Source organism: Streptomyces sp. NEAU-174 (assembly GCF_052665095.1).
Map to the genome: position 1 here is coordinate 53,505 of NZ_JBQTCE010000007.1, position 24,338 is coordinate 77,842.

Annotated in this window: 19 protein-coding genes and 2 pseudogenes; 12 read left to right on the top strand and 9 right to left on the bottom strand. The window is 72.2% G+C overall.

The window, feature by feature from the left end; genetic code table 11:
• Window position 1: 1 nt before the first annotated feature.
• Complete coding sequence (locus ACT2CW_RS20905) at window positions 2-661, bottom strand: response regulator (protein ID WP_432046611.1); 660 nt, start codon at window positions 659-661, stop codon at window positions 2-4.
• A pseudogene (locus ACT2CW_RS20910) lies at window positions 634-1,895 on the bottom strand (sensor histidine kinase). Before ACT2CW_RS20910 ends, ACT2CW_RS20905 begins: the two are co-directional and overlap by 28 nt.
• Window positions 1,896-2,088: 193 nt before the next feature.
• On the opposite strand from ACT2CW_RS20910, the gene ACT2CW_RS20915 reads away from it, so the two are divergent.
• Both ACT2CW_RS20915 and ACT2CW_RS20920 read left to right on the top strand, forming a co-directional pair.
• Window positions 2,089-2,826 (top strand): ABC transporter ATP-binding protein, encoded by a 738-nt coding sequence (locus ACT2CW_RS20915; protein WP_445517774.1) that lies wholly within the window; start codon window positions 2,089-2,091, stop codon window positions 2,824-2,826.
• On the top strand, window positions 2,820-5,285 hold the full coding sequence (locus ACT2CW_RS20920) for an ABC transporter permease (RefSeq protein WP_445517775.1): 2,466 nt from the start codon (window positions 2,820-2,822) through the stop codon (window positions 5,283-5,285). Before ACT2CW_RS20915 ends, ACT2CW_RS20920 begins: the two co-directional genes overlap by 7 nt.
• A 45-nt stretch (window positions 5,286-5,330) precedes the next feature.
• Here the strand turns inward: ACT2CW_RS20920 and ACT2CW_RS20925 are convergent, their stop codons facing one another.
• On the bottom strand, window positions 5,331-5,750 hold the full coding sequence (locus ACT2CW_RS20925; RefSeq protein WP_086883830.1) for a YjbQ family protein: 420 nt from the start codon (window positions 5,748-5,750) through the stop codon (window positions 5,331-5,333).
• A 101-nt stretch (window positions 5,751-5,851) separates the two neighbouring features.
• Here ACT2CW_RS20925 and ACT2CW_RS20930 point away from each other — a divergent pair, with 101 nt between their 5' ends.
• From ACT2CW_RS20930 to ACT2CW_RS20950, 5 genes are all read left to right on the top strand, one after another.
• Window positions 5,852-5,935 carry a putative leader peptide gene (locus ACT2CW_RS20930; protein WP_375792224.1) on the top strand — a complete coding sequence of 28 codons (84 nt, stop codon included), beginning with the start codon at window positions 5,852-5,854 and terminating at the stop codon, window positions 5,933-5,935.
• Between the two features lie 132 nt (window positions 5,936-6,067).
• Window positions 6,068-6,877: an ABC transporter permease gene (locus ACT2CW_RS20935; RefSeq protein ID WP_164424206.1), complete on the top strand. Its 810-nt coding sequence runs from the start codon at window positions 6,068-6,070 to the stop codon at window positions 6,875-6,877.
• Window positions 6,850-7,629 carry an ABC transporter ATP-binding protein gene (locus tag ACT2CW_RS20940; RefSeq protein ID WP_445517776.1) on the top strand — a complete coding sequence of 260 codons (780 nt, stop codon included), beginning with the start codon at window positions 6,850-6,852 and terminating at the stop codon, window positions 7,627-7,629. Before ACT2CW_RS20935 ends, ACT2CW_RS20940 begins: the two co-directional genes overlap by 28 nt.
• A gap of 111 nt (window positions 7,630-7,740) precedes the next feature.
• Window positions 7,741-8,775 (top strand): ABC transporter substrate-binding protein, encoded by a 1,035-nt coding sequence (locus tag ACT2CW_RS20945; RefSeq protein WP_445517777.1) that lies wholly within the window; start codon window positions 7,741-7,743, stop codon window positions 8,773-8,775.
• A gap of 89 nt (window positions 8,776-8,864) precedes the next feature.
• Window positions 8,865-9,329, top strand: a complete 465-nt coding sequence (locus ACT2CW_RS20950; RefSeq protein WP_445517778.1) for an ATP-binding protein — start codon at window positions 8,865-8,867, stop codon at window positions 9,327-9,329.
• 64 nt (window positions 9,330-9,393) lie between these two features.
• Here ACT2CW_RS20950 and ACT2CW_RS20955 read toward each other — a convergent pair whose 3' ends face one another.
• Entirely contained in the window at window positions 9,394-10,176 is a 783-nt protein-coding gene (locus ACT2CW_RS20955; RefSeq protein ID WP_164424198.1) for a TetR/AcrR family transcriptional regulator, read from the bottom strand.
• 172 nt (window positions 10,177-10,348) lie between these two features.
• Here ACT2CW_RS20955 and ACT2CW_RS20960 point away from each other — a divergent pair, with 172 nt between their 5' ends.
• Window positions 10,349-11,572 carry a DUF418 domain-containing protein gene (locus ACT2CW_RS20960; RefSeq protein WP_445517779.1) on the top strand — a complete coding sequence of 408 codons (1,224 nt, stop codon included), beginning with the start codon at window positions 10,349-10,351 and terminating at the stop codon, window positions 11,570-11,572.
• Window positions 11,573-11,701: 129 nt separating this feature from the next.
• Here the strand turns inward: ACT2CW_RS20960 and ACT2CW_RS20965 are convergent, their stop codons facing one another.
• Both ACT2CW_RS20965 and ACT2CW_RS20970 read right to left on the bottom strand, forming a co-directional pair.
• Window positions 11,702-12,220, bottom strand: a complete 519-nt coding sequence (locus ACT2CW_RS20965; RefSeq protein WP_164424194.1) for a lytic polysaccharide monooxygenase auxiliary activity family 9 protein — start codon at window positions 12,218-12,220, stop codon at window positions 11,702-11,704.
• A 274-nt stretch (window positions 12,221-12,494) separates the two neighbouring features.
• Window positions 12,495-15,272: an FAD/NAD(P)-binding protein gene (locus ACT2CW_RS20970; protein ID WP_445517780.1), complete on the bottom strand. Its 2,778-nt coding sequence runs from the start codon at window positions 15,270-15,272 to the stop codon at window positions 12,495-12,497.
• Between the two features lie 220 nt (window positions 15,273-15,492).
• On the opposite strand from ACT2CW_RS20970, the gene ACT2CW_RS20975 reads away from it, so the two are divergent.
• Together ACT2CW_RS20975 and ACT2CW_RS20980 are read left to right on the top strand one after the other, a co-directional pair.
• A complete protein-coding gene (locus ACT2CW_RS20975) occupies window positions 15,493-15,957 on the top strand; it encodes an RrF2 family transcriptional regulator (RefSeq protein ID WP_164424192.1) in 465 nt (154 codons plus the stop codon).
• Window positions 15,958-16,081: 124 nt separating this feature from the next.
• The gene (locus ACT2CW_RS20980) at window positions 16,082-16,738 is read left to right on the top strand and encodes a maleylpyruvate isomerase N-terminal domain-containing protein (protein WP_445517781.1); all 657 of its coding nucleotides are present in this window, start codon (window positions 16,082-16,084) and stop codon (window positions 16,736-16,738) included.
• Between the two features lie 32 nt (window positions 16,739-16,770).
• Here the strand turns inward: ACT2CW_RS20980 and ACT2CW_RS20985 are convergent, their stop codons facing one another.
• Window positions 16,771-20,472, bottom strand: coding sequence for a CHAT domain-containing protein (locus ACT2CW_RS20985; protein WP_445517782.1), 3,702 nt, complete (start codon window positions 20,470-20,472; stop codon window positions 16,771-16,773).
• Between the two features lie 95 nt (window positions 20,473-20,567).
• Window positions 20,568-21,009 (bottom strand): annotated as a pseudogene (locus tag ACT2CW_RS20990) (PPOX class F420-dependent oxidoreductase).
• A 120-nt stretch (window positions 21,010-21,129) separates the two neighbouring features.
• Between ACT2CW_RS20990 and ACT2CW_RS20995 the strand changes: the two are divergent.
• Both ACT2CW_RS20995 and ACT2CW_RS21000 read left to right on the top strand, forming a co-directional pair.
• Window positions 21,130-22,107, top strand: coding sequence for an MsnO8 family LLM class oxidoreductase (locus ACT2CW_RS20995; protein ID WP_445517783.1), 978 nt, complete (start codon window positions 21,130-21,132; stop codon window positions 22,105-22,107).
• A gap of 78 nt (window positions 22,108-22,185) precedes the next feature.
• Complete coding sequence (locus tag ACT2CW_RS21000; RefSeq protein ID WP_445517784.1) at window positions 22,186-23,706, top strand: sulfatase family protein; 1,521 nt, start codon at window positions 22,186-22,188, stop codon at window positions 23,704-23,706.
• 56 nt (window positions 23,707-23,762) lie between these two features.
• On the opposite strand, the gene ACT2CW_RS21005 is transcribed toward ACT2CW_RS21000, so the two are convergent.
• A complete protein-coding gene (locus ACT2CW_RS21005) occupies window positions 23,763-24,335 on the bottom strand; it encodes a YceI family protein (RefSeq protein WP_445517785.1) in 573 nt (190 codons plus the stop codon).
• Window positions 24,336-24,338 lie beyond the last annotated feature (3 nt).

A 24,338-nucleotide genomic window follows, 5' to 3' on the forward strand; every position in this document is an offset into this window, starting at 1 on the left:
GTCACGCCCGCAGGTAGGCGAGGACCGCCAGCACCCTGCGATGGGTCTCCTCCGCCGGCGGAAGGTCCAGCTTGGTGAGGATATTGCCGATGTGCTTGCCCACGGCCGCCTCGGACACCACCAGCGCACGGGCGATGGCACCGTTCGACTTGCCCTCCGCGATCAGCCCCAGCACCTCCCGCTCCCGCGCGGTGAGCCGCTCCAGCGGATCGCGGCGTCGGCGCAGCAGCTGCCGCACCACCTCGGGGTCGACCACGGTGCCACCGTCCGCGACCTCGCACAGGGCGGCCACGAAGTCCGCCACCTGACCGACCCGGTCCTTCAGCAGGTAGCCGACGCCCGTGCCGTCTCCGGAGTCCAGCAGTTCCGAGGCGTACGTCCGCTGTACGTACTGGCTGAGGACCAGGACGGGCAGCGTGGGCCGCCGCTCGCGCAGCCGCACCGCCGCGTGCAGCCCCTCGTCCTGGAACCCCGGGGGCATCCGCACATCGGTCAGGACGATGTCGGGAGCGTGCTCCTCGACCGCGGCGAGCAGCGCGGGAGCGTCGCCGACGGCCGCGACGACGTCGTGCCCGCAGCGGCCGAGCAGGCCGATGAGCCCCTCCCGCAGCAGCACACTGTCCTCGGCCAGTACTACGCGGAGCGGTCGGTCCGTACGCAAGGAATCTCCACACGCAACAGGGTCGGTCCGCCCGGCGGGCTGGACAGGGAGATTCTGCCATCCAGCGCCGAAACCCGTCCGCGAGTCCGGTCAGGCCGGTTCCGGCGCGGGCGTCCGCACCGCCCCGGCCGTCGTCGCGCACCTGGAGGAACAGCCGTCCGTCCCGGTGTCCTCCGCTCACCTCCGCACGGCTCGCCCCGCTGTGCCGGGCGACGTTGGTGAGGGCCTCGCGGACGACGAAGTACGCGGCGGCCTCGACCGCTTGGGGCAGCCGTCCGGACAGGGCCAGATCCACGTCCACGGGGATCGCGGAGCGGTCCGCGGCGTCGGCGACGGCCGCGGGGAGGCCGTGGTCCGACAGCACCTTGGGGTGGATGCCGCGGATGAGTTCGCGCAGTTCCGCGAGCACCGTGTCCGCCTCCTCCTGGGCCCGCGCGAGCTGATCGGCGACCGGCCCGGGAGGTGCGTCCAGGCGGGCCAGGCCGAGCGTCATCGTCAGTCCCACCAGCCGCTGTTGGGCCCCGTCGTGCAGATCGCGCTCGATGCGCCGCCGTTCCGCCTCGAAGGCGTCCACCAGCCGGAGGCGGGAACGGGTCAACTCGACGACCCTGGTGCCCAGTTCGGCCTCGCGCGGAGCGATCAGCAGACGCGTCAGTCCGGCCCGGGCGCCCGCCACCACCCCCAGGGCGTAGGCCCCCAGCGTCAGGAGCACCACACCGAGGACGGCGATGCCGAAGGCCGCCGGCCAGGTGGTGACCGTCCACTGCTTGAGCACCTTCGCCTCCTGGCCGCCGCCGACCGTGGCCATCAGCAGCGGCGTCGCGACCATGGACAGCGGGCAGAGCAGGGAAACGGCGACGACGAGCGCGTCGACCGGCCACAGCAACACCGCGAACAGCAGGGCGTGGCCCAACTCCCGCCACGTCGCCTGCTCCCTCATGCGCGTGGTCAGCCAGGCCCAGAGGCCATGGGCGAGGGGCGCCCGGTGCGGATCCGCGGCGGGGTCCGCGTCGATCAGCCGCATCCGGTGGCGCTCCACCCAGGCCACCGGGATTCCGGCGAGGGCCGCGAGGACGAGCAGCGGGATCCCCACCAGCACGACGGTGAGAACGGCTCCGGCCGCCGCCGTGGCCGCGATCAGCACGAGCGCGACGGCACCGGTCACGGCCCCGGTGAGCAGATATCCGGCGGAGCGCCACGGCCACGACGACAGCAGGAAGCCCGGTCCTGACATGGCGTGCCACACGTTCCGCGGATGCATGGAGGTCACCGTAGAAGGCCCCGGCCCGCCGGTGCCATCGGGCCAGGGAGCCCTTCGGGGGTATGCCTGGCCCTACCTCAGGTCTCGCCCCTGCCGTACTGCGGCGCCGTGTCCCCGCGCGGTTTCGTGAGGTCACCGAGAAGGCGACACCGCGGAGTGGGGACAGATGGACAACGACGTGATCCAGTTGCGTTCCGTCAGCAGACGCTACGGTTTAGGGGATGGCGCGGTGACGGCGCTCGACGATGTCTCGCTGTCGTTCCCCAGGGGAACCTTCACCGCCGTCATGGGCCCCTCGGGATCCGGCAAGTCGACGCTGTTGCAGTGCGCCGCGGGGCTGGACCGTCCCACGTCGGGGTCGGTCACCGTGGCCGGGACCGAGCTGACGAGGCTGAGCGAGACCGGGCTGACCCTGCTGCGCCGCCAACGCGTCGGGTTCGTGTTCCAGGCGTTCAACCTGCTGCCGTCCCTGACCGCGGAGCAGAACGTGACCCTGCCACTGCGCCTCGCCGGCCGCCGCCCCGCCAGGGCCCGGGTGCGTGAGGTGCTCCAGCAGGTCGGGCTCGGCGAGCGGGCGCGGCACCGGCCGGCACAGCTGTCCGGTGGTCAGCAGCAGCGCGTCGCCCTCGCCCGCGCCCTGATCACCCGGCCCGATGTGCTCTTCGGCGACGAACCGACCGGCGCCCTCGACTCGCGGACCGGCCGTGAGGTGCTGACGTTGCTGCGCGGCATGGTCGACGGCGAGGGCCGGACGATCGTCATGGTCACGCACGACCCGGTGGCCGCCTCCCGTGCCGACCGTGTGATCTTCCTCGTCGACGGGCGGGTGAGCGGCGAGTTGGCCGGGGCCGGTGCCGACACCATCGCCGCGCACATGGCCACGTTGGAGGCCGTGCCGTGCTGAGTGTCGTCCCGCGCACCCTGCGCACCCGCTGGGCCACGTTCGTCGGCAGCTTCGTCGCCCTCGCGCTGGGCGTCGCGCTGACCGCGGTGATGGGCCTGGCGCTCGCCTCGTCCCTGGACGCGCCCGACCGCGGACCGGAGCGGTTCGCCGCCGCGCCGGTCGTGGTCAGGGGAGCCGACACCCTGCGGGTGGCCACCCCGGCCGGTGTCCAGGTCCGGAAACTCGCACATCCGCGCGCCGTGCCCGCCGGGACCGTCGCGAAGCTGCGGCGGCTCGGCGCCGTCGTCATGGACCGGTCGTTCGCCGTACGGGCGCGGGGCGGACCGGACGACCTGGTGGGGCACCCCTGGTCCACCGCCGCCTTCGCCCCGTACCGGATCGACGCGGGACGCCCGCCCCGCGCGGCCGACGAGGCCGTGGTCAGCGGGGACTGGGCGAGGCCGGGGAAGCGCGTACGGACCGACCGCGGCACCGTGCGGGTCGTCGGCACCGTCGCGGCGCGCGGCTTCGAGAACGCCGTCTTCTACACCGACGCGCGCGCCGCCCGGCTGTCACCGATCAGCGTCCAACTCGTCGTGGACGCCGACCCGTCGGCCGTACGCGAGGCGGTGCGCGGCGGCGACGGCGTCCGGGTCCTCACCGGGCAAGGGCGCCGCCACGCCGACCCCGACCCGGACCGGGACCGCGAGGCCCTCGCGGCGATGAACGCGATGTTCGGCACGGCCGGGGGTGTCGCCGCCTTCGTGTCGGTGTTCGTGGTGGCCTCCACCTTCGCGTTCGCGGTCGCCCAGCGGCGCCGGGAGTTCGGGCTGCTGCGGGTGGCGGGGGCGACTCCGGGCCAGCTCCGCCGGATGGTCTTCGCCGAAGCGCTCGTGGTGGGTGTGCTCGCCTCGGGCACCGGCTGTCTGCTCGGGGCGTACGGCGCGCCACGGCTGGCCGACCGGGTGGCCGACGGTGGTCTCGCGCCGCGCGGGTTCACCATCGGCGACCACATCTGGCCGTACCACCTGGCCTTCTGGACGGGGCTGTGCGTCGCGCTGTGCGGCGCCGCGGCCGCGTCCTGGCGGGCGGGCCGCACCGGCCCCGCCCAGGCGCTGCGCGAGGCGTCCGCGGACTCCACGACGGGCGGGACGATGACCTGGGGCCGATGGCTGTCCGGCCTGGCCCTGCTGGTGACCGCCGCCGTGACACTGTGCCTGAGCCTGCTCACCGACCCCGGCGACCTGCTGCACCGGAAGACCTATGTGAGCCGGCCGATGCTGCTGATCACCGCGGTCGCGCTGCTCGCGCCGGTGGCGGTGCGCCCGCTGACCCGGCTGATCGCCTGGCTCCCGGCCCGGCTGCCCGGTGCCGGCGGCATGCTGGTGCGGGAGAACGCCGCCGCCGGTGTGCGCCGTACGGCCGCGATCGCGGCGCCCGTACTGGTCACGGTGGCCCTCGCCGGTTCGCTCCTGGGCGCCACCGCGACGCTGAACCGGGCGCGGGCCGCCGAGACCCGTCAGCGGACGGCCGCCGACTTCGTCATCACCCCGGCCGGGGGTACGGGCTTCGACACGGCGACGCTGCGCGGGCTGCGCGAGGTGCCCGGTGTCGAGGTGTCCACGACCTCGTCGAGCGCCGTCTACGTCCTGGAGGACGGCGGGTCGCTCCTCGAGTCCGAGGCCCGCGCCGCCGACCCCGGCCCGCTCGCCGCCACGTCCCGGTTGCCGGTCGAGGCCGGGGAGGTGAGCGATCTCGACGACGGCTCGATCATCGTCAATGGTGAGTGGCAACGCCACACCGTGGGCGAGCGGGTGCGGGTGTGGCTCGGCGACGGCACGGAGAGATCGCTGCGGATCGCGGCGGTGATGGCCACCGGCACCGGCGGCAACGGCGTCTACGTCACCCCGCGCAACGCCCCGGGCGCGACCGTGGACCGGGTGGACATCGCCCTCGCGCGCGGCGCCGACGCGGACGCCGCCGCCACCCGGCTGCGTGCGGCGGTGCGCACCACCGGCGGCCACGTGTTCACCAAGGACCAGTGGGTGAGGGCGAGTCGCCCCGGGACGAACCGCACGACCCGGCTCGGCTTCCTGCTGGTCCTCGGCATCGCCCTGCTCTACACGGGCATCTCGGTGGCCAACACCATGGTGATGGCCACCTCCGACCGCGTCCGGGAACTGGCCGTGCTGCGCCTGGCCGGAGCCACCACCTGGCAGGTGCTGCGGCTGGTGGGCGCCGAGGCGCTGACGGTGGTCGCGGTCGGCACGGCCCTGGGCCTCCTGGTCACCGTGCTCAACCTGGCGGGCATGTGGAGTGCCCTGGCCCTGCTGTCGGTGCGGACCACGATCGACGTCCCCTGGACGCCCATCGGCGCGGCCGTGGCCGCGTGCGCGGTACTCGCCGTGGTGTCGTCGGTCGCCCCCGCCGCGTTCGCCCTGCGCCGCCGGGCGGTGACACTGGCGGGCCTGCGGGAGTGACCACGCCAGCCCACGTCAACCTGCGCCAGTCCACGTCACACCACGTCAGCCCAGGAAGCTCAGCCGCACCTGGCGGTCGGGGTTGTCCCGGTTGGTGTCGACCAGGCATACCGACTGCCAGGTGCCCAAGGCCAGCCTGCCGCCGATGACCGGGATGGTGGCGTGCGGGGGTACGAAGGCGGGGAGGACGTGGTCGCGGCCGTGGCCGGGGCTGCCGTGGCGGTGGCGCCAGCGGTCGTCGGCGGGGAGGAGGTCGCGGAGGGCGGCGAGCAGATCGGTGTCGCTGCCGGCGCCCGTCTCCAGGATGGCGATCCCGGCCGTGGCGTGCGGGACGAAGACGTTGAGCAGGCCGTCGCCGCCGTCCGCCACCTCGCGCAGATACGCCTCGCAGTCCGCGGTGAGGTCGGCGACGGTCTCGGTGGATCCGGTGGTGACGCTGATGGTGTGGGTACGGAATGTGCTCATGGAACCATCCTGATACGCCGTCGCGTAAAACTCCCGCAACAAAGGTCCGAGGGGCAAGACACCGTTGACCGGTTCCGGACATCCTCGCTAGCTTCGAGGGCATGTTTACGTCAGCCCTGCTCACCACGCGCGGTCATATCGACCTGCTGCGGGTGGCGTCCGCCGCGTGTCCCGGCCTCCGCTGACCTTTTCTCCCTCCCCCTTCTCGCCTCCCCCTCGCCTCGGTCCCGTTCCGCCGTACCGTGCTGATCGTCGTGTCGTACGGCGGGTACGGGCCGGTACGGGGGCGTCGAGGCGTACCCCTTTGTGGAGCCCCCATGTCCCCGGTTCTCGAACCGGTCGTGCCGCTCTCCGCGCGCCGCCGCCCCGTGCCGCGATGGCTGCGCCGTACGACCGGACCCCTTCTGCTGCTGGTGCTCTGGCAGGTGTCCAGCGCCACCGGTGTGCTGCCCTCCGACACCCTGGCCTCCCCCGGCACCATCGCCGGAACCGCCTCCGACCTGCTCGAGGACGGCACCCTCCCGCACGCCATGCTGGTGTCCGTACAGCGGGTGCTGATCGGGCTGGCGCTCGGCGGTGTCATCGGCATCTCGCTCGCGCTGGTCTCCGGGCTCTCCCGGCTCGGCGAGGACCTCGTCGACGCGAGCGTGCAGATGCTGCGCAGCATCCCCTGGGTCGGCATGATCCCGCTGTTCATCATCTGGATGGGCATCGGCGAGGCCCCGAAGATCGCGCTCATCGCGCTGGGCGTCACCTTCCATCTCTATCTGAACGTCTACGCGGGCATCCGCGGCGTGGACGCCCAGCTCATCGAGGCCGGGAACTCGCTCGGGCTCGGCCGCTGGGGGCTGATCCGCCATGTGGTGCTGCCCGGGGCGCTCCCCGGCGCGATGACCGGGCTGCGCTACTCCCTCGCCACCGCCTGGCTGGCGCTGGTCTTCGGCGAGACCATCAACGCCGACGACGGGATCGGCTTTCTGCTCAACCGCGCACGGGAGTTCTTCCAGACCGATGTGATCGTGGTCTGCCTGATCGTCTACGCCGCCCTCGGCCTGCTCGCCGATTTCATCGTCCGCACTCTGGAGAGGCTGCTGCTGCAATGGCGACCGAACTTCACCGGCAAGTGAACTCCCTGGAGAAGGGGGACGAGAGCGGCGATGCCGCGGTGCGGGTGCGCTCGCTGACCCGCTCGTTCGACGGCCGCGCGGTCATCGACAACCTCGAACTGGACGTACCGGCGGGCGAGTTCGTGGCGCTGCTCGGCCGCAGCGGCTGCGGCAAGTCCACACTGCTGCGGGTGCTCGCCGGGCTGGACCGGGAGATCGAGGGCGAGGTGCTGGTACCGCGCCGCAAGGCCGTCGCCTTCCAGGCACCCCGGCTGATGCCCTGGAAGCGGGTGTGGCGCAATGTGCTGCTCGGGCTTCCCGGCCGCCCCGGGCGGGCCGTGGCCGAGCGGGCGCTGAACGAGGTCGGTCTCGGCCATCGCGTCGATGCCTGGCCCAAGACCCTCTCCGGCGGTGAGGCCCAGCGCGCCTCGCTCGCCCGTGCGCTGGTGCGCGAGCCCGATCTGCTGCTGCTGGACGAGCCGTTCGGTGCGCTGGACGCGCTCACCCGGATCACCGCCCAGCAGCTGGTGGCCGAGCTGTGGCAGCGGCGCGGCTGCGCGGTGCTGCTGGTCACGCATGACGTGGAGGAGGCGCTGCTGCTCGCCGACCGCGTCCTGGTGATGGACGGGGGCGTCATCGCGCATCAGATCCGGGTGGACCGGGACCGGCCGCGCGATATCGCCGATCCGCTCCTCGCCGAGCTGCGCACCGAGCTGCTGGACCGGCTGGGTGTGAAGGCGCCCGAACCGGCCGCCGTCCACAAGGTCGCCTGACGGCCGCCAGGTCCCTCCCGAACCGCCAGGTTCAGCCCGAACTCCTCCAGGTCTTCCCGTACTTCCCGTACCTCCCGTACTTCCCGCATCTCCCGAACGGACCCCGCTGACATGAGACGGCGTATCGTCCCCGCCCTGTCCCTCCCCCTCGCTCTGCTGCTGTCCGCCTGCGTCAGCTCGCACGCCCAGAACAACTCCGGCTCCTCCGGCAACACCGACGGCAAGGGCGATGTGACCCTCAACGTGGGTGACCAGAAGGGCAATGACGAGGCGGTGCTGCGCGCCGCCGGGCAGCTCAAGAACCTCCCGTACAAGATCAAGTGGTCGACGTTCACCTCCGGCCCGCCGATCCTGGAGGCCGTGAGCGCCAAGGCCGTGGACATCGGCGGGGTCGGCAACACCCCGCCGGTCTTCGCCGCGGCCGCCAAGTCCCACATCAAGGTCGTGGCCGCCAAGCACGGCACGGCCGACGGTGAGGCGATCCTGGTCAAGAAGGGGTCGCCGGTGAAGAAGACGGCCGACCTCAAGGGCAAGTCGGTGGCGGTCGCACAGGGCAGCTCGGCCCATTACCAACTGGTCGCCTCGCTCGCCAAGGCCGGGCTCTCGATCAAGGACGTCAAGGTCAGCTTCCTCCAGCCCGCCGACGCCCTGGCCGCCTTCAGCCGCGGCAAGGTGGACGCCTGGGCCGCCTGGGACCCGTACACCTCGCAGGCGCTGCGCCAGTCGGACGCACGGGTCCTCACCACGGGCCGGGGCGTGGTCAACGGCCTCAACTTCCAGGTGGCCAACCCCTCCTCCCTCGAGGACAAGAAGAAGGCCAAGGTCATCAAGGACTATCTCGGACGGCTGCGCCGGGCCCAGGACTGGGTGTACAAGCACCCCGAGGAGTGGGCCAAGGTGTGGGGCAAGGAGACCGGGCTGCCGTACCAGGTGGCGCTGGACTCGGTGAAGCGGACCAACGGCACCCGGGTGTACGTCGCCGTCGACAAGCCCGCCATCGCCTCCGAGCAGGAGATCGCGGACACCTTCGCGAAGCTGAAGCTCACCCCGCGCCGCTTCTCGTTCGCCGACTATGTCGACACCCGTTTCAACGGCGGTCTGCCGCCCTCCAGCTCCGCACCGCGCACCTACGGAAAGGGATCCTGAGGACAGCCCTTTTCGGGAGCGCCGCATCGGGTAAGCGCGTGGAAACCGCCGACCACGCGACACCTACCCGATGAAAAGAGGTGAGCGTCATGCACACCGCCACGGCCCAGCGGACGGCCGCCTCGCCGTCCGCGGTGCGGGAGACCCTGGAATGCCGCCCCGAAGCGGCCGCGCACGCACGGCATCTCACCAGCACCTTTCTGGAAGGACTGCGTCCGGCGCCCGATCAGGGCGCCGCCGACGCGGTGATGCTGGTCGTCTCGGAGCTGGTCACCAATGCCGTACGGCACTCGGGCGGCCGGTTCTGCTCACTGCGCGTGTCGGCCGACCCCGACGCCATCACCGTCGCCGTCGGCGATGCCAGCCGCGTACCGCCGCGCCGACGCACTCCGGATGTCCGCGGCGAGACCGGTGGTTTCGGCTGGCAGATGATCAGCGGCATGGCCACGGCCACGACCGTCAGCGAGGAGCCGAGGGGCAAGACCGTGGCCGCGGTCATCGCCCGAAGAGGACGGGGGCCGGGACGTGCCACAGCCGCCCCGACACCGAGGTGACCCGCTCCGTGCCCTCGCGTGACGTCACCGCCCCCTGTCCCGTCCCCTTCTAGCCCGTCCCGTACTAGCCCGTCCCCGCCCGCGCACGGTCCACCGCCACAGCGATCCCGTCGAGGACGCGTTCCAGCCCGAAGACGAAGTCATGGTCGGTCGCCGGATCGTCGTACGCCCCCTCGGGCGCCGACTCGAACAGGCCCGACGAGAACAACAGCGCCACCTGCGGAAATCGGTCCGGGGTGATGAGCCGGGCCAGGGTCCTGCCGTAGGCCCGCTCGGTCTCCTCCTGACTCAGTCCCGTTTCGCTCCTGCCCTGCGCGTGTTCCTGGGACAGCAAGGAGGCGTGGCGCACATAGCCGCTGAGCAGGGTCAGACTGCCCACCTTCGCGGCCCAGTCCAGCTCCGTGCCGCTCAGCGCGCCCAGGCCCGCCTCCATCCAGGCGATCTCATGAGGCCCCATCGGCGGCCCCGCGATGGGGAGGCGGGGGAGCCAGGGCCGGTCGTGGTGGACCAGCCGCTGGGCGACGGTCCACTGCCGTAGCCCCTCGCGCCACCGGTCCGGCGCGGTCTCGACCTCGGGCGGAGAGCCGAGCGCGAGGTCCCGCATGAGGACGAGGAGCTCGTCCTTGGATCCCACATGGCGGTAGAGGGACATCGGGGAGACGCCCAGCTCCTTCGCGATCTTCGGCAGGGTCGCGCCCGTCAGCCCGTCGCGGTCCGCCAGTTCCACCCCCGTCCGTACCACGCGCTCGGTGTCGAGCGCGGCGGGCCGGCCGAGGCCCGAGGCCGGGACCGGGAGCCGCCACAGGCGGGCCAGCTCGGCGGGCGCCTCCTCCTGCTCGGCCGACATCGCGCTTCTCCTTCTCGTGCCTCGGTTGTTCACCGGGTACATCATGGCCTACCGCTACTTAGTATCTGCCATATAGATTATTGCTTATACTAAGCCCGGGCGGCGAGGGCTCGAGGGCTCGCCCCTGCCCCTTGCCCGCCGGGCCCTCACGTCAGGACGGAGAGAGATCCAGGTGACAGCCATAACGCAGTCCCACGCCCCGGGCCCCGCACGGGGCCCTGTCCGCCGGACCGAACGGGCCCTGGCCCCCGATCTGGCGCGGGGCTCCATGCTGCTGTTCATCGCGCTCGCGAACGCCGCGGTGGCCGCCTTCGGCAACCAGCCGGGCGCCGAGGCGTCGCCACACGGCTGGGAGCGCCCGTTCAACCTCTTCATGTTCGTCTTCGTGCACGCCCGCGCCTATCCGATGTTCGCCGTGATGTTCGGCTACGGGCTGGTGCAGCTCACCCGCAGGCAGGACGCGGAGGGGTCCGGACCCGGCGCGGCCCGCTCGGTGCTGCTGAAGCGCAACGCGTGGCTCATCGCCTTCGGCCTCGTCCACGCCGCGCTGCTCAACTTCGGTGATTTCCTGGGGGCTTACGGCATCGTCGGCATCGTCTTCACCCTGCTGCTCCTGCGCCGCGGCGAACGTGTGCAGCGCGTCGTGCTGTGGCTGTGGGGGTGCACGGCGGTGTACGCCGCCGCCCTGGCGGCCGTGGCCGTGTACCGCGCCACCCACAGCGGGCCGGGATCCGCCGTCGTGCCGACGGACGATGTCGACTCACTCTCGGCACCCGACTACCTCACGTCGGTGGCCGACCGGCTCGGCGAGTGGCCGATCCACACGCTGACCGTGCTGCCGTTCATCGTGATCGTCTGGCTGGGCGCGTGGGCCGCGCGCCGTGGCGTCCTGGAGGACCCGGCCCGCCACCGGCGGCTGCTGGTCCGCACCGCGGTGGTCGCACTCGGTGTCGCCTTCGCGGGCGGGGTGCCGATCGGCCTGGTCAGCGGCGGATTCGTGCATGTCGACGATGCCACCGCGGACGCGTTCCTGAGCCTGTACGAAGTGAGCGGCCAGTTCGGCGGCCCGGGATATGTGGCGCTCTTCGGACTCCTCGCCCTGCGCCTGTCGAAGGCCCGCCCCGCCTCGCGGCGGAAGCTCCCCGTGGCGGCGCTGGCGGCTCTCGGCCAGCGGTCGCTGAGCGGCTATCTGTTCCAGTCCCTGGCATGGGTGGTGCTGCTCTCCCCGTTCGCCCTCGCGCTCGGGGAGCGGACCGGCAGCCCGACGCTCGCCGCGTTTCTGAGCGCCGTCCTGGTCTGGCTCGCCACGGTGGCCGGGGCCCATCTCCTCCAGCGCCGGTCGCTTCCGGGGCCCGCAGAAAAACTGCTGCGGAGGCTCACGTACGGCCCCCGATAGCCGGGCGCCACGCGCACCGCACACGCGGCGACGCCGAAGGCCGGCCGCCTCAGGGACGACCGGCCTTCGGTGTTCAACCGCCTTTGTTCAACCGCCTGCGTTCACCCGCTCGGGGTCACCCGCTCGGGGTCAGCCGCCGATGTTCACATCGATGCAGGCGTAGAAGGCATTGGCGGTGTCCGCGATGTTCCAGACCGCGAGAACCTTCTGCTTGCCCTTCAGGCTTCCGAAGTCCACCTGGTGGGTGACGGTCTCGCCCGGCTGCGCCCCGCCGTCGTCGACCTCGGCGACCTTCTGGCCGCCGACGAAGTACTGCCAGGTGTTGGTCGCGTGACGCGCGGTCAGTTTCCAGGTGAATTCGGCCTTGGACGGGATGTTCGTGACCGCCCAGCCCTTGCCGTCGTCGTCGAGTTCGGAGAACTTCGCGTTGCCACCGCTGCAACTGGTCAGCCCCTTGGGGCCTTCGACGCTCTGCGGCTCGTACTTGATGTCGCCGCAGGACACGGTCCCGGCCGCGCACTGGGCCTGGCGACTCGGCGGAGTGGAGATGTAGCCGTGCGCGCTCGCCTCGCTCGCGGGGAGGCTCAGGGCGATCATGGGGGCTATCCCCGCGCCGACGACAACCGCCAACTTTCGTTTCATGTTCATGCCAACTCCTTCACGGCGAGGCCCCACGCCAGACGGGAAGTCCTTGCCGAAGGTGAGGATGTGGGGGGATGTGGGGGGTGGCTGCACGGAGAGCTTCACGGGCCGCAAGGGGCGGCCGTGAATCAGCGCCGCACTAGGTCTAGACCATACCCGCTGTCCGTTCACGGTCAAGACATCGGACGGAAGTGGTCTGGTCCACTGTCATCCCCGCACATGTCACCGCCCCGGCCCGGGAATCCGGGCCGGGGCGCGCACCAACCGGTATAACGGGTGGTCAGGAGGAGAGGGCCGTCAGCCATCGCCGGTCATGGGGTGAGGAACGGCGGTCCAGCCGCTCCTCCAGGCGATCCCGGGCCGCCTCACACCGGCCCGCGGACACCAGCGCGTGCAGCAGGGCCTCCTCCACGATCTCGCGCTGCGCGGCGCTGCCGCCCACACCGGGGAGCCGGGGCAGGAGGCGCTCCAATCCATGCGCCGCGTCGGTCCAGCGCTCTTCCAGGATGTCCTCGAACGCCGCGCACAGCGGCGCGATGACACTTCGCTGCACCTCATCGGCGCGCAGGGCGTGGACCCGCAGCCGCCGCAGCCCCGGCAGGTCGTCCGCGGCGGTGAGGGCGATGGCGGCGTGCAGCGCGACGAACGCGGTGGCCGGACGCTCCAGGGCGTCGGTGGGCGCCGTGTCCAGGACGTCGCCGATCGGGAGCGGGCCCTGCCACGCACCCGCCAGCCGGGCGCGCCACAACAGGGAGCCGGAGTCGACCAGGGCGCGGACCCCGTACACCTTCCCGGGCGACAGCTGCTCCGCCCACCGGCGGCGCACCGCCGCCGTGTCCTCGAGGGCGAGTTCGTGCAGGGCGGCGTGCCAGGAGAAGTGGGCGCGGTGTGCTCCGCCGCGGCCCTGGTGGGCCAGCCATCGCTGAAGCCGCTCACGGCCCGTCCGGTGGTCGCCGGACTCGTAGTGCACATGGGCGAGGGCGTGCATGGCGTGGCCGGAGGCGGGTTCGGCGGCCAGGGCCCGCTCGGCCAGGGCTCCGGCCTCGTCGTAACGCCCCTGCTCCTGGCGCATGAAGGCGAGCAGGGAGGTGTGGAACCAGCCTTCCCCGTGTGCCGGGGCGGTGCGCTCGACCACGCGGAGCGCGGTGGTGCCGTCGAGGTCGCGCAGACCCGAGAAGGCGATGGTGGGCACGGCGACGGCGAGCGCCAGCGCGTCGCCCGGGTACTCCTCCAGGTGGCGCAGGAGGGCGGCGTCGCCGTCCGCGGGGGTGCGCAGGACGCGGCGGGAGACGACGTCCACGAGGGAGCGTTCGTACTCGTCGGCGCGCTCGCGCACCGCGCGCCGGGCGTCGGCCAGGGCGCGCGGGACGTCCACGTCGGCCCCGCACTCATGGCCGATGAGCGCGAGCGCGGCGTGGCCGAGGGCGAATCCGGGGTCGAGCGCCACGGAGCGGCGGAGCGCCTGCGCGGCCCCGGTACGGACCTTCAGCAGCCGGTCCACGCCGAGGCGGTAGGCGGTGGCGGCGGCAGCGTGGGTGCTGAGGGGGAAACCCGAGGTGTCCGTGGGCCGACGCGTCCTGCGCCGGGCCGGGCCGCCGGTGGCGGGGAGCGCGGGTGCCGTCCAGGGGTCGAGGACGGCCTCGGCGATGGTGGCGGCCTGTGCCCGGATCTCCGGGATGGCGGTGGTTTCCCACAACTCGCCACGGCGGGGCGCGCCGAGGGTCCACAGGGGGCGTGTGGTGCCGCCGTCGGCGCCACGCAGCCGTCCGTGGTCGGTGGCGACGCCCATGCTGAGCGGGCCGGGCATCGCGGCGCCCTGGTCGAGCAGGCTCCGCCACAGCGGGTCGGCCGTGTCGGAGAGCCGCAGGCCCGGCCCCGTACAGTCCACCACCCAGCCCACCGGCAGCGTGCGCGGGCCGTCGGCCGTGGTGAGGGACACGGTCAGGGAGCCGTCGGGCCGGGCCGAGGCGGAGTCGAGCCGCCCCTGGTACGTCCGCATCCGCCGGGTGCGGCGCATGCGCCCGACCGCCTCGGCGGTGGCCGGGGGCATGCGGTGGCGGTGGGTGTTCCACAACGAGCCGTCCTGCTCCACGAACTCGGCTCGTTCCGCGGTGGACATCGATGCCCAGATCTCGGCCGTGACCGGGCGCAGTCCGTCCACCGCGGGCCGCCAGTCGCCGTGGGTGCGCATGACGCGGCCGATGTGCTGACGTACCGCGGCCCGCAGCGCCGCCAGGGACAGACCGTGCAGGGGCGTCGCACACGTGGCGGCGGGCAGCGGGTCCACCGCATGCGCCTGCGGCAGCCGTCCGCCACGGGACACGCCGTGCACCGTGCGGCCGGGGCGGTCGAGCGTCATGGCGATGTCCACCGCGGTCAGCCCGGTGCCGACGAGGAGCACATCCTCCTTCCGCCCGTCCTGGAGGGCGGCGTCGAGTGCGCCCGGCGCCCAGGGGTCGGCGATGAAGCGGTCACTGCCACGCAGCTCCTCGGGGGCCCAGGCGGCGGTGGCGCGGGACGGCCCGGTGGCCAGCACCACGCGGTGCGCCTCGACGGTACGGCCGTCGGCGAGCTCCAGCCGGGCCCGCGGGTCCTCGCCGGGGAGCGTGGTCCAGTGGCAGCCGGTGGCCCGGGTGCGCAGCCGGCGGACGGTGACCACGCCCTGCGCCGCCATGATGGCCCGGCCGAGGGTGTCGGCGAGGTAGGCGCCGTAGCGGTAGCGCTCCGCGAAGTCGCCGCTCCGCACGCCCGGTTCGCCGTGGTGGCAGAGCCACCGCACGAAGTGTCCGGGATCGTCGGGGTAGCAGCTCATCCTGCCCGCCACCACATTGAGGCGGTGGCGCCGGTCGAGGGTGGAGTAGGCGATGCCACGGCCGGCCTCCGGGGCCGGGTCGATCAGCAGGAGTTCGAACGGGACACGGCGGCGTGCCGCGGTCTCGCAGAGCTGGATCGCCACCAGCGCGCCGGCGGCCCCCGCCCCCACGACGGCGACGGTCCTCGTACACGGCTCTGGTGTGTTCCACGGCTCTGATGTGCTCCACGGCTCTGGCGATGCCATGTGATACCTCCTGCTTCCCCGGAACCGGCGGCGGAGCAGGAAAGGATCAATGCCCCGCTCACGCAACCGGTACCGTAGCCATCTAAGTTCACCAATTCAATGAACTTGGTGAACTCATGGCGGAACAACGCGGCGACCTTGACCGCCACCAGGGTGGATGCCCAAGCCGGTGGTATGGGGACCGACCCCATGAAACGGACGTGCGTGATAACTTTCCCTGGTGCGGATCACAGCCAAGTCGGACTATGCCGTCCGGGCGATGGCCGAACTGGCGGCCGCGGAGGGCTCACCCCTGACCGCCGAGCAGGTGGCGACCCGGCAGGACATCCCCCTGCGTTTCCTCTTCGGCATCCTGCGCGAGCTGCGCCTGGCCCATCTGGTGCGCAGCGTGCGGGGCCCGGAAGGCGGATATCTGCTGGCGCGCCCGGCGCGGGAGATCACCCTCGCCGACGCGATCCGCGCCATCGACGGCCCGCTGGCCAACGTACGGGACGTCGGCCTCAGCGGTCTGGAGTACCCCGGAGCGGCGGCGGTGCTGCCGGATGTGTGGCGCGCGGTGCGGGCGAGTCTGCGGCAGGTGCTGGAGAAGACCACCTTCGCGGATCTGGCCGCCGGGAAGCTGCCCCCGCTGGTCCAGGAGCGGGCGCGCGAATACCTCGACGACGTACGCCACTACGACACATGACGGGCCGGGGCCGATCGCCTCGGCTTTCCACCAATTCTCCGCTCTCCGGCCCGAGTTGGGCGTTCGCACGGGCGTGGGAAGAAATCGGTCGCGGGCGCGGGCGGCGCGCTGCTAGCTTGCGGCCGTGGATCTCTTCTCACGCTCGTGGACGGCGTTGCGCACGGCGGTCGCCGAGCTCCCGGACGAGGACTTCGCACGGCCCTCCGGCTGTGCCGGCTGGCTCGTCCGGGATCTGGTGTGCCATCTGGTCATCGACGCCCAGGACGTCCTGATCACCCTGGCGACCCCCACCGACGCGGAGCCCACGCGCGACGCGGTGACCTACTGGGAAGTGGCCGACACGCCGCCGACCGGCGACGACCCGCTCGACGCGCTGATCGTCCGGCTGGCCGCCGCGTACGAGGACCCGTTCCTGCTGAAGTTCCACCTCGACGACGTGGGCTCCGCCGCCGGGCGCGCGGCCGGGCTCGCCGACCCGGCCCTCCGGGTCGGCACCCGCGATGTGGTGCTCACCGCGGGCGACTACCTCTCCGCGTACGTCATGGAGTGGACCCTGCACCATCTCGACCTGATCGCCCACCTCCCGGGCGCGGCGGACCCGCCCGCCGAGAGCCTCGCCGGGGCGCGCGGGATGCTGGAGAGCATCGCCGGGGCGGCGTTCCCCGCGTCGTGGTCCGACAAGGACACGCTGCTGGTCGGCACCGGGCGACGGGCCCCGACCGCAGAGGAGCGGGCCGACCTGGGCGACCTGGCCGCGAAGCTCCCGCTCGTCCTCGGCTAGCGCCCGGACGGCGCGGGGGCGCGGAGCCGGGATCAGTGTGCGTGCCGGGCCGCCGGGTTGCCCTGGTGGGTGAAGGCGGCCCAGAAGTGGATGTGGTCGAGGTCGGTGCGGGTGGCCTCGCCGCGGAGTTCACCGCGGAGGGTGGGCGGGGGCTCGCGGCGCGGGTCGAGCATCCAGAGCTGGGCCGCGCGCAGGGCGTCCACCGGGGCCAGGCCGTGCGTGGTGACGAAGTCGTGGAAGACGGCCATCATCAGGGCCGTCGGGGCGTCGTTCACGGCCCAGCGCGAGCCGATGACATCGGCCGCGCCCCGGGCGACCAGGGCGGTGGACAGGGTCAGGGCCTCGTCGTGGTCGCGGGTGCTCAGGTCCGTCTCGCAGGCGCTGAGCACCACCAACGGGCCTGCGGCGCGCGGCTGTCCGGTGGCGGCGCCGTCCAGGATGCGGGCCACGGTCAGGCGTCCGGCGTCCTCGGGTCCGGTGGGCGGGGCGGCGAGCCAGAGCGCCGAGCGCGTGGGGTCAGGACCGGCCAGGGCATGGCAGCAGATGTGCAGAACGGCCACCGGTGAGCCGCCACCGGGCAGCGCGGCGAGGATGTCCTCGGGCGTCCCCGGCGCGTCGCTGACGTCGGCCGTGGGGAACTCGCCGTAGCGGAGGCCGTCCGGATAGCAGGCCGTGTGCAGCGCCTCCGCCTCGATCTCGGCCCATACGAGGCTGAGTTCGGGGTCGGCGACCAGGACCTGCCCGGCGGTGGTGGGCAGCCGGTCCCGGGGCGCGGCCCGCAGGAACTCGGCGCCGGAGGGGGCGTAGCTGAGCACCGCCTCCTCGCAGGCGTACCGGTACTCGCGCCCGCCGGTCCCGTACGGGGTGCGGGCCGCGTGCCAGGCGACCGCGCCGAGTGGCCCGCACGGCACCAGCACGATCCTGGGCGGCTGGTGGAGCGGGCCCACGGCGGCCAGGACGGGGCCCATCGCGGCGGGCCAGGCCCAGTCGCACAGGTCGCGCAGCGCCGCTTCCCAACTCCCGTCCCACTCCGTCCGACGGCCCGGATCGGCCGTGGCATCGGCGGCTGCCCCGGTACGCCGGGCGGTGACGTCGAGGTAGCGCTCCAGCGGCGGGCTGCCGGGGGTCAGCAATGGCAGCTTCAGGACGGCGTCGCCGGTGCCGGAGCGCAGGATCAGGGCGAAGCCGGGCATGCCGGGGTGTTGCCCGGGGACGAGATAGACGAGCGCGTCGGTGCCGGAGGCGGTGAGCCCGGCCCTCAGCGTCGGCACGTCCGGGGTGTCGAGCAGCTTCCCGGCGTCCGCGCCGCTGCCCGCGCCCAGCGCGTCGAGTGCCCTGGCTCGCAGGGTGCCCGGGATCGGTTGCCCGGCGGCCTGGTCCGGCGGCCCGGCAGCGGTGTCGGGCTGGGGCACGTCCGCGGTGACCTCGGCGCGCCACTGCCGAGCCAGGTCCGGGTGTCCCCGGGCTTCGAGGAGTTCGGGAATGTCGCGGGACGCGGCGGCGGCCCGCAGCACCAGGGCCCGGCCCAGTTCCAGCGCGTCCACCGCCTTGGCCGGGCGGTCGCACACCGTAGTCCAGTAGGCCAGCCACAGCGCCTGTGCCGACCCGAAGCGGGCCACGGACAGACCGTGTTCGGAGCCGAGTTGGAGGAGAACGTCGGCGGACAGCCTGACCAGCGCCTCGCTTCTGGTGGCCAGGGCGGCCTCCCGGTCCTCGCCGACGCTCGGACCGCCGCGTTGACGGCGCAGCCAGTGGGCATCGGACAGTTGGGTCAGGGCGTCGGCGGAGTGCGGCAAGCCGTGTCCCCGGGCGATCTTCTCGCGGACCTGGGACAGCTCGGTGATGCACACGTCGAGCAGGTCCGGGTCATCGAGGTGACGGGCCGCGTGCAGCAGGGCCCGGCCGAGCTGATACCGCAGCCGGAGTTCCTCGCGGGGGGTGGGCTGCGGTCCGTCGAGGATCCGGTGGACCTCCGCGATGGCCTCATCGGCGGCGTCCCGACTGGGCTCGATCGTGATCAGTCGGATCAGCGAGGAGGCGCGCAGGGCAGGGAAGTACGGTCTGAGCATGGGGGCGATCCGCCGGGAGTCGGTCTCCACGACCTCCCTCAGGTACCAGGCCGCGGCGCGGAGTTCCTCCGGATCCTTGGTGCGGGCGGCCTGTTCCTGATGCACCTCGGCCAGGGTGCTGGCGAGGCCGAAGCGGTTCTCCTGGTCGGGCGGCAGGGTGGCGTACAGGCCGGTCAGCTCCTCGACCAGGCGCGGCAGCACGGTGGGATCCCCGCTGCGGCGGGCCAGAGCCAGCTCGTTCTGGGCGGCGAACACCACCAAGGTGAGCTTGTTCGTCAGTCTCAGTGAGCCATCGCCCTCGTAAGCGGAGCGCAGTTCCCTGCCCATCGTCCGGGCGGCGTCGGCGGCCCGAAGGCTGCCCCCGAGTGTCGCCGCCTCGTGGAGGAGCCCGGCCAGGCCGGTGGCCAGGGTACGACGGGTGGCCGTGGCCCTCTCACCGTCCCCTGGCGAGGTGTCCATCATCTCCCGAATCCGGGCGGCGCTGGTCTCCAGGTGTGCCAGATCCCCGGTCTGGGAGACCCGTACGCCATCGACCAGAGTGGCCAGCTGCTGCTCCAGGCCGAAATACCCCGGTCCGCTGGGACGGTCGTCAGGATCCGGCCCGGGCTCCGACAGGGCCTCGTCCACCTCGTCGAAGTCCATCGTGCCGGGCACCAGGAGGTTGGCCCACACCAGCAGGGCGGCGTGCAGCCTGGCGATGCGGGCCCGTTCAGGCGTGTGCGCCGACAGCTCCCGCAGCGCCCGCCGGGCGACGTCCGCGCCGCGCCGGACCTCCTGGGCCAGCTCCCGGGGGTCGCCCCCGCCCGACCCGAGCCCGGTCAGCAGCTCGCGCAGCGGCGCGAAGGCCGGTCGGTCCAGGCCAAGGGCCGCCACTTCCGCGTCGGCCGCCTCGGGGGAGGTCGCGGGGTTGTTCACGACCCTGCACAGCCACACCAGGAGCCCTGTGAACCGCGGTATGTCGTCCGTGGCCCAGCGCAGCACGCCCTGGACGGCGTCGGCCAGCGGGTCCTCGGCACGTTTCCCGGTCTCCGGTTCCCCGATCTCCGACGCGAGGAATCCGAGGATCCCACTCATGTCCGGATCCTCCGGACCGGCGGCGAGGCGCTTCAGAACCTCCCTGGCCTCCGTCAGGTCCTCCCGCGGGGACGCGGTCGTCGGCCGCGGACCCGAAGACCGGAGCGGACCCGAGGCCCGGAGTGGCGGCTTCCGGCGGGGGCCGTGGCGCCACGCGCGCATGGCCCGTGCGCAGTGCTCCGGGACGAGCAGCTGGAGCAGGGCGCTCCGGGCCTTCACCGCGAACGGGTCGGTGAGCGGCCTGGTGCGGTCGGCCCAGCGCAGATGGCGCAGGGCGTGCTCCCGTTCGAGCCGGGCGTCCTCGGACGTGTCGTCCGCCCCACGGCCGACGAACCGCATGCACACCATGACGCCCAGCAAGGGCACGAAGCGGTCCCGGAGCGGATCGTCCGCGGGCAACAGCCGCTCGATGGCGGCAAGATGCTCGATCGCCCGGGACAGCGCGACGGGCCGCGCCGGGTCGTCCGCCGCGCGACGCAACACGTCCTGAGCCTGGCGGGCCGCTACGGTGGCCCACACGCGCAGCGCCCGCGCACCGTCGTCGCCGTCGGCACCGTCCTCGCCGTCGTCGCGGCGCCGCTCCTCGTCCACTCCGCACTCCCCCGATGTCCGGATACGTCCCCTGTCGACCAGCATCCCACGGAGAGGAAGCGAGGGTCCCCGCTCGAACGGCCGCCGGGACGTTCTCAGGCGTCCGGCAGCACCCCCGGCCGGAACTTCTCGACACCCACGACGCGGTGGACATGGTGCGGCTCGATGTAGACCGCCACCCGCACCTCGCCGGGGGCCAGCCAGGGGAACGTCTCCGTGCCCAGGTTACTTCCGCGCGAGACGGTCCATCACCCGTACGGCCGGATCGCCCTCGACGAAGCGGACGGCGCTGCCCCGGATCTCCACCCGGTGATACGGGTCCTCGGTGTCCATGCAGCACAGCGACACGCGGGGATCACGCCGGAGGTTCTCCTCCTTGACCCGGCCCGCCGAGGTGTTGATCACCACCAGGCCGTCCTCCAGATCGGCCCACATCGGCGTCAGCTGCGGCGAACCGTCCGGGTTCAACGTGGCCACCTGCCAGAACCGGGGTTCCCGGAGCCAGGTGCGGGTGATGTCGTCCAGCGTGGCAGCCATGCGGTCTCGCTCCTCTTTCGTAGGCCAAACCGTCAACGCATACCCTGACCACCGGGGTTCCGCACACCCGGGGTCGGGGAACCGCTGCCGCACACCGCCGGCACTCCGTATGCTCACAGCATGATCGATGTGCCGCTCTCCGCGCTGGAAGTCGCCATGGTCCAAGCTGGTACCCGAGCCGTGGACACGCTGCGTGACACCACCGCCTTCGCCCAGCGTCTCGACGCCCTCGGCTACCGCCGACTCTGGTACGCCGAGCACCACCACTCCCCCGCCATCGGCGCCTTCCCGCCCGTGGTCCTGACCGCCCACGCGGCCGCGTCGACCTCGGCCATCCGGCTGGGTTCCGGAGGTGTACTGGCCCCCAACCACGCCCCCATCATGCTGGCGGAGCAGTTCGGCACCCTCGCCGCGCTGCACCCCGACCGGATCGACCTGGGCATCGGCCGCGGCCCCGGCACCTTCGACGAGGCCACGGCCCGGGCGCTGCGGCGTGGCGCCGGTGCGACGACGGACGACGAGTACCGGGACGATGTGGCGGCGACGCTGCGGTTCCTGGTCGAGGAGGTCGCCCTCGGCACGCTCCCGGAGCCGTGGCTGCTGGCCTCCAGCGAGGCCGGTGCGGCGCTCGCCGCGCGGCTCGGCCTGCCCATGGCCTTCGCCCATCACATCCGCCCCGACAACACCCTCGCCGCGCTCGACCACTACCGTGCCCACTTCGCCCCCTCCCCGTGGTGCGAGAGCCCCCGGGTGCTGGTGTGCGTGGAGACCGTGTGCGCCGAGACCGAGGACGAGGCCAGGTGGCTCGCGGGCCCGATGAACGTCGTCAAGGCCGGGCTCCTCAAGGGCCACAGCGAGACCCCGTTCCCCTCGCCCGAAGAGGCGTCGGCGCACCCCTTCACCGCGGAGGAGCGGGCGGGGGTCGCGGCGTTCGGGGCCCATCAGGCGTACGGCACGCCCGAGACGGTCCTGCGGCGGCTGGCGGAGGTGGCGAAGGCGACCGGCGCGGAGGAGCTGATGCTGGTCACACCGGTCTACGCGCTGGACGCCCGGCTCCGCAGTTACGAACTCGTCAAACAGCACGCCGCCACGCCGTAGGCGACTCACAAGAATCACACAAGACCGCCTCCTACGGTTCCCGGCGACGAAGACGCACAACTCGTAGGAGGTTGCGCCATGTTCGGCAGTCGCCGTCCACGTGTCCTCGCCGCCCTGTGTGCGGCCCTGGCCGTCGCGATGTTGGCCTCGTGCAACAACAGAATGGGGAACACGGCCGAAGGTGCTACCTCTGACACCGACGCCTCGGCTTCCGGCAAGAAGCCCAACATCGTGTACGTCCTCACCGACGACCTGTCATGGAATCTTGTGAAGTACATGCCGCATGTACAGGAGATGCAGAAGAAGGGGATGACATTCAGTAACTTCTTCGCCACCGACTCGCTGTGCTGCCCGTCGCGTACCTCCATTCTCACCGGTCAATTCCCGCACAACACCGGTGTCTTCACCAACAGCGGCGACGACGGAGGCTACCGCGCCTTTCTGAAGAACGGCAACGAAAAGAAGACCTTCGGGCCCGCGATGCAACGCGCCGGCTATCGCACCGGATTCATGGGCAAGTACCTCAACGGATACCAGCCGGGCGACAAGAACGGCACCGACAAGCCCTATGTCCCCTCCGGCTGGGACGAGTGGGACGTCGCCGGGGACGGCTACAAGGAGTACAACTACGAGCTGAACGAGAACGGCAAGGTCGTGCCCTATGGCAAGGACCCTCAGGACTATCTGACGGACGTCCTGTCGAAGAAGGCGACCTCGTTCATCGGCTCCTCGGCGGAAGAGAAGAAGCCGTTCATGCTGGAGGTGGCCACGTTCGCACCGCACGGCCCCTACACACCCGCGCCGCGCCACAAGGGCAAGTTCCCGGGGCTCAAGAATCCGCAGACCGATTCCTATGACAAGGCGACCGTTAACGCGCCGGAATGGCAGCGCTCATTGTCACCGCTGACGTCGAAGGAAAAGCAAAGGATGGACCAGAGTTTCGCCAAGCGAGCGCGCTCGGTCCAGGCGGTCGACGAAATGATCGGTCAGCTGGAGAAGACACTCGAGGACAAGGGCCTGGCGGACAACACCTATATCGTGTTCGGGTCGGACAACGGCTTCCACATGGGCGAACACCGGCTCCGCACCGGAAAGCAGACCGCCTACGACACCGATATCAACGTGCCGCTGATGGTCACCGGACCCGATGTTCCGGCGGGTAAGAAGGTGTCCCAGCTCGCCGAGAACGTGGACCTCAACCCGACCTTCCAGGACCTCGCGGGCGTGGATTCGCCGTCGGGCGTGGACGGGCGCAGCCTGGGCGACCTGATGCACGGCCGGACCGAGGACGAGTGGCGCGATGCCGTCCTGGTCGAGCACCATAAGGCGGCGTCCAAGAAGGGCGATCCCGACGCGGCGCCCAAGAACGCGGGCGATCCGCCGACCTACGCGGCGATGCGCACCGATGACTCCCTCTACGTCGAATACGCCGACGGGGAGCGGGAGTTCTACGCGCTGGACTCCGACCCCGAGCAGCTGAACAACCGGGCGGCGTCCCTGTCGGCCGAGCAACGGGCCGCCCTGCACCGCACCCTCACCGCGCTCCAGCGGTGCAAGGGCGCGGAGAGCTGCCAGGACGCGTCCCGAACCGACGGCTAGCGGCATTCCCCGGGCGAACCCCCGGCGTGGGGGGGGGTCAACCACCCCCCCCCCCCTCACCCCTCGCCCCCCCCCCCCCCCACGCCGGGGCATATGAACTCCACCCGGACCTCGTCGGCCAGCTTCAACGCGCCCAGGAACGCGGTGTACGGCTTGATGCCCCACGTGGACTGGGTGAAGGACGCCGAGCCGCGCAGCGTCCCGTCCGGATCGGCGCTCCCGCGCACCGTCACCGGGTGGGTCCGGCCCTTGATGGTGAGGTCACCCGTGATCTCGAAGGACTGCGGCGTACCGGTGACGCGGGTGGAGCGGAAGGTGATCGTGGGGTGCTCCGCGGTGTGCAGTTGCCCCTTGCCCTCCAGCGTCCGCTTGATGTCGGCCCGGTCGCCGTCGGTGAGTGGCTTCAGACCGCCGGTCCCCTCCCGTACGTCCAGCGAGTCCGTCTCGACCGTCACGCTCACCGACGACCGCTCGGGGGCGTCGGTGGCAACCGCCACCTCCCCGGACCAGCGGGTGGCCTCGAGCGTCAGATCGTGGCCCGCCCGCCGGCCGAGCCCGGTACGGCTGGTCCTGATCAGCAGCCGGGCGTCCGGCGGGCCTATCCGATACGTTCCGTCGCTCAGTGTCATAGC

Coding starts and splice junctions, on each gene's coding strand:
- ACT2CW_RS20915 (WP_445517774.1), top strand. CDS start 2,089: ATGGACAACGACGTGATCCAGTTGCGTTCCGTCAGCAGACGCTACGGT.
- ACT2CW_RS20925 (WP_086883830.1), bottom strand. CDS start 5,750: ATGAGCACATTCCGTACCCACACCATCAGCGTCACCACCGGATCCACC.
- ACT2CW_RS20930 (WP_375792224.1), top strand. CDS start 5,852: ATGTTTACGTCAGCCCTGCTCACCACGCGCGGTCATATCGACCTGCTG.
- ACT2CW_RS20935 (WP_164424206.1), top strand. CDS start 6,068: ATGTCCCCGGTTCTCGAACCGGTCGTGCCGCTCTCCGCGCGCCGCCGC.
- ACT2CW_RS20940 (WP_445517776.1), top strand. CDS start 6,850: ATGGCGACCGAACTTCACCGGCAAGTGAACTCCCTGGAGAAGGGGGAC.
- ACT2CW_RS20945 (WP_445517777.1), top strand. CDS start 7,741: ATGAGACGGCGTATCGTCCCCGCCCTGTCCCTCCCCCTCGCTCTGCTG.
- ACT2CW_RS20950 (WP_445517778.1), top strand. CDS start 8,865: ATGCACACCGCCACGGCCCAGCGGACGGCCGCCTCGCCGTCCGCGGTG.
- ACT2CW_RS20955 (WP_164424198.1), bottom strand. CDS start 10,176: ATGTCGGCCGAGCAGGAGGAGGCGCCCGCCGAGCTGGCCCGCCTGTGG.
- ACT2CW_RS20965 (WP_164424194.1), bottom strand. CDS start 12,220: ATGAACATGAAACGAAAGTTGGCGGTTGTCGTCGGCGCGGGGATAGCC.
- ACT2CW_RS20970 (WP_445517780.1), bottom strand. CDS start 15,272: ATGGCATCGCCAGAGCCGTGGAGCACATCAGAGCCGTGGAACACACCA.
- ACT2CW_RS20995 (WP_445517783.1), top strand. CDS start 21,130: ATGATCGATGTGCCGCTCTCCGCGCTGGAAGTCGCCATGGTCCAAGCT.
- ACT2CW_RS21000 (WP_445517784.1), top strand. CDS start 22,186: ATGTTCGGCAGTCGCCGTCCACGTGTCCTCGCCGCCCTGTGTGCGGCC.
- ACT2CW_RS21005 (WP_445517785.1), bottom strand. CDS start 24,335: ATGACACTGAGCGACGGAACGTATCGGATAGGCCCGCCGGACGCCCGG.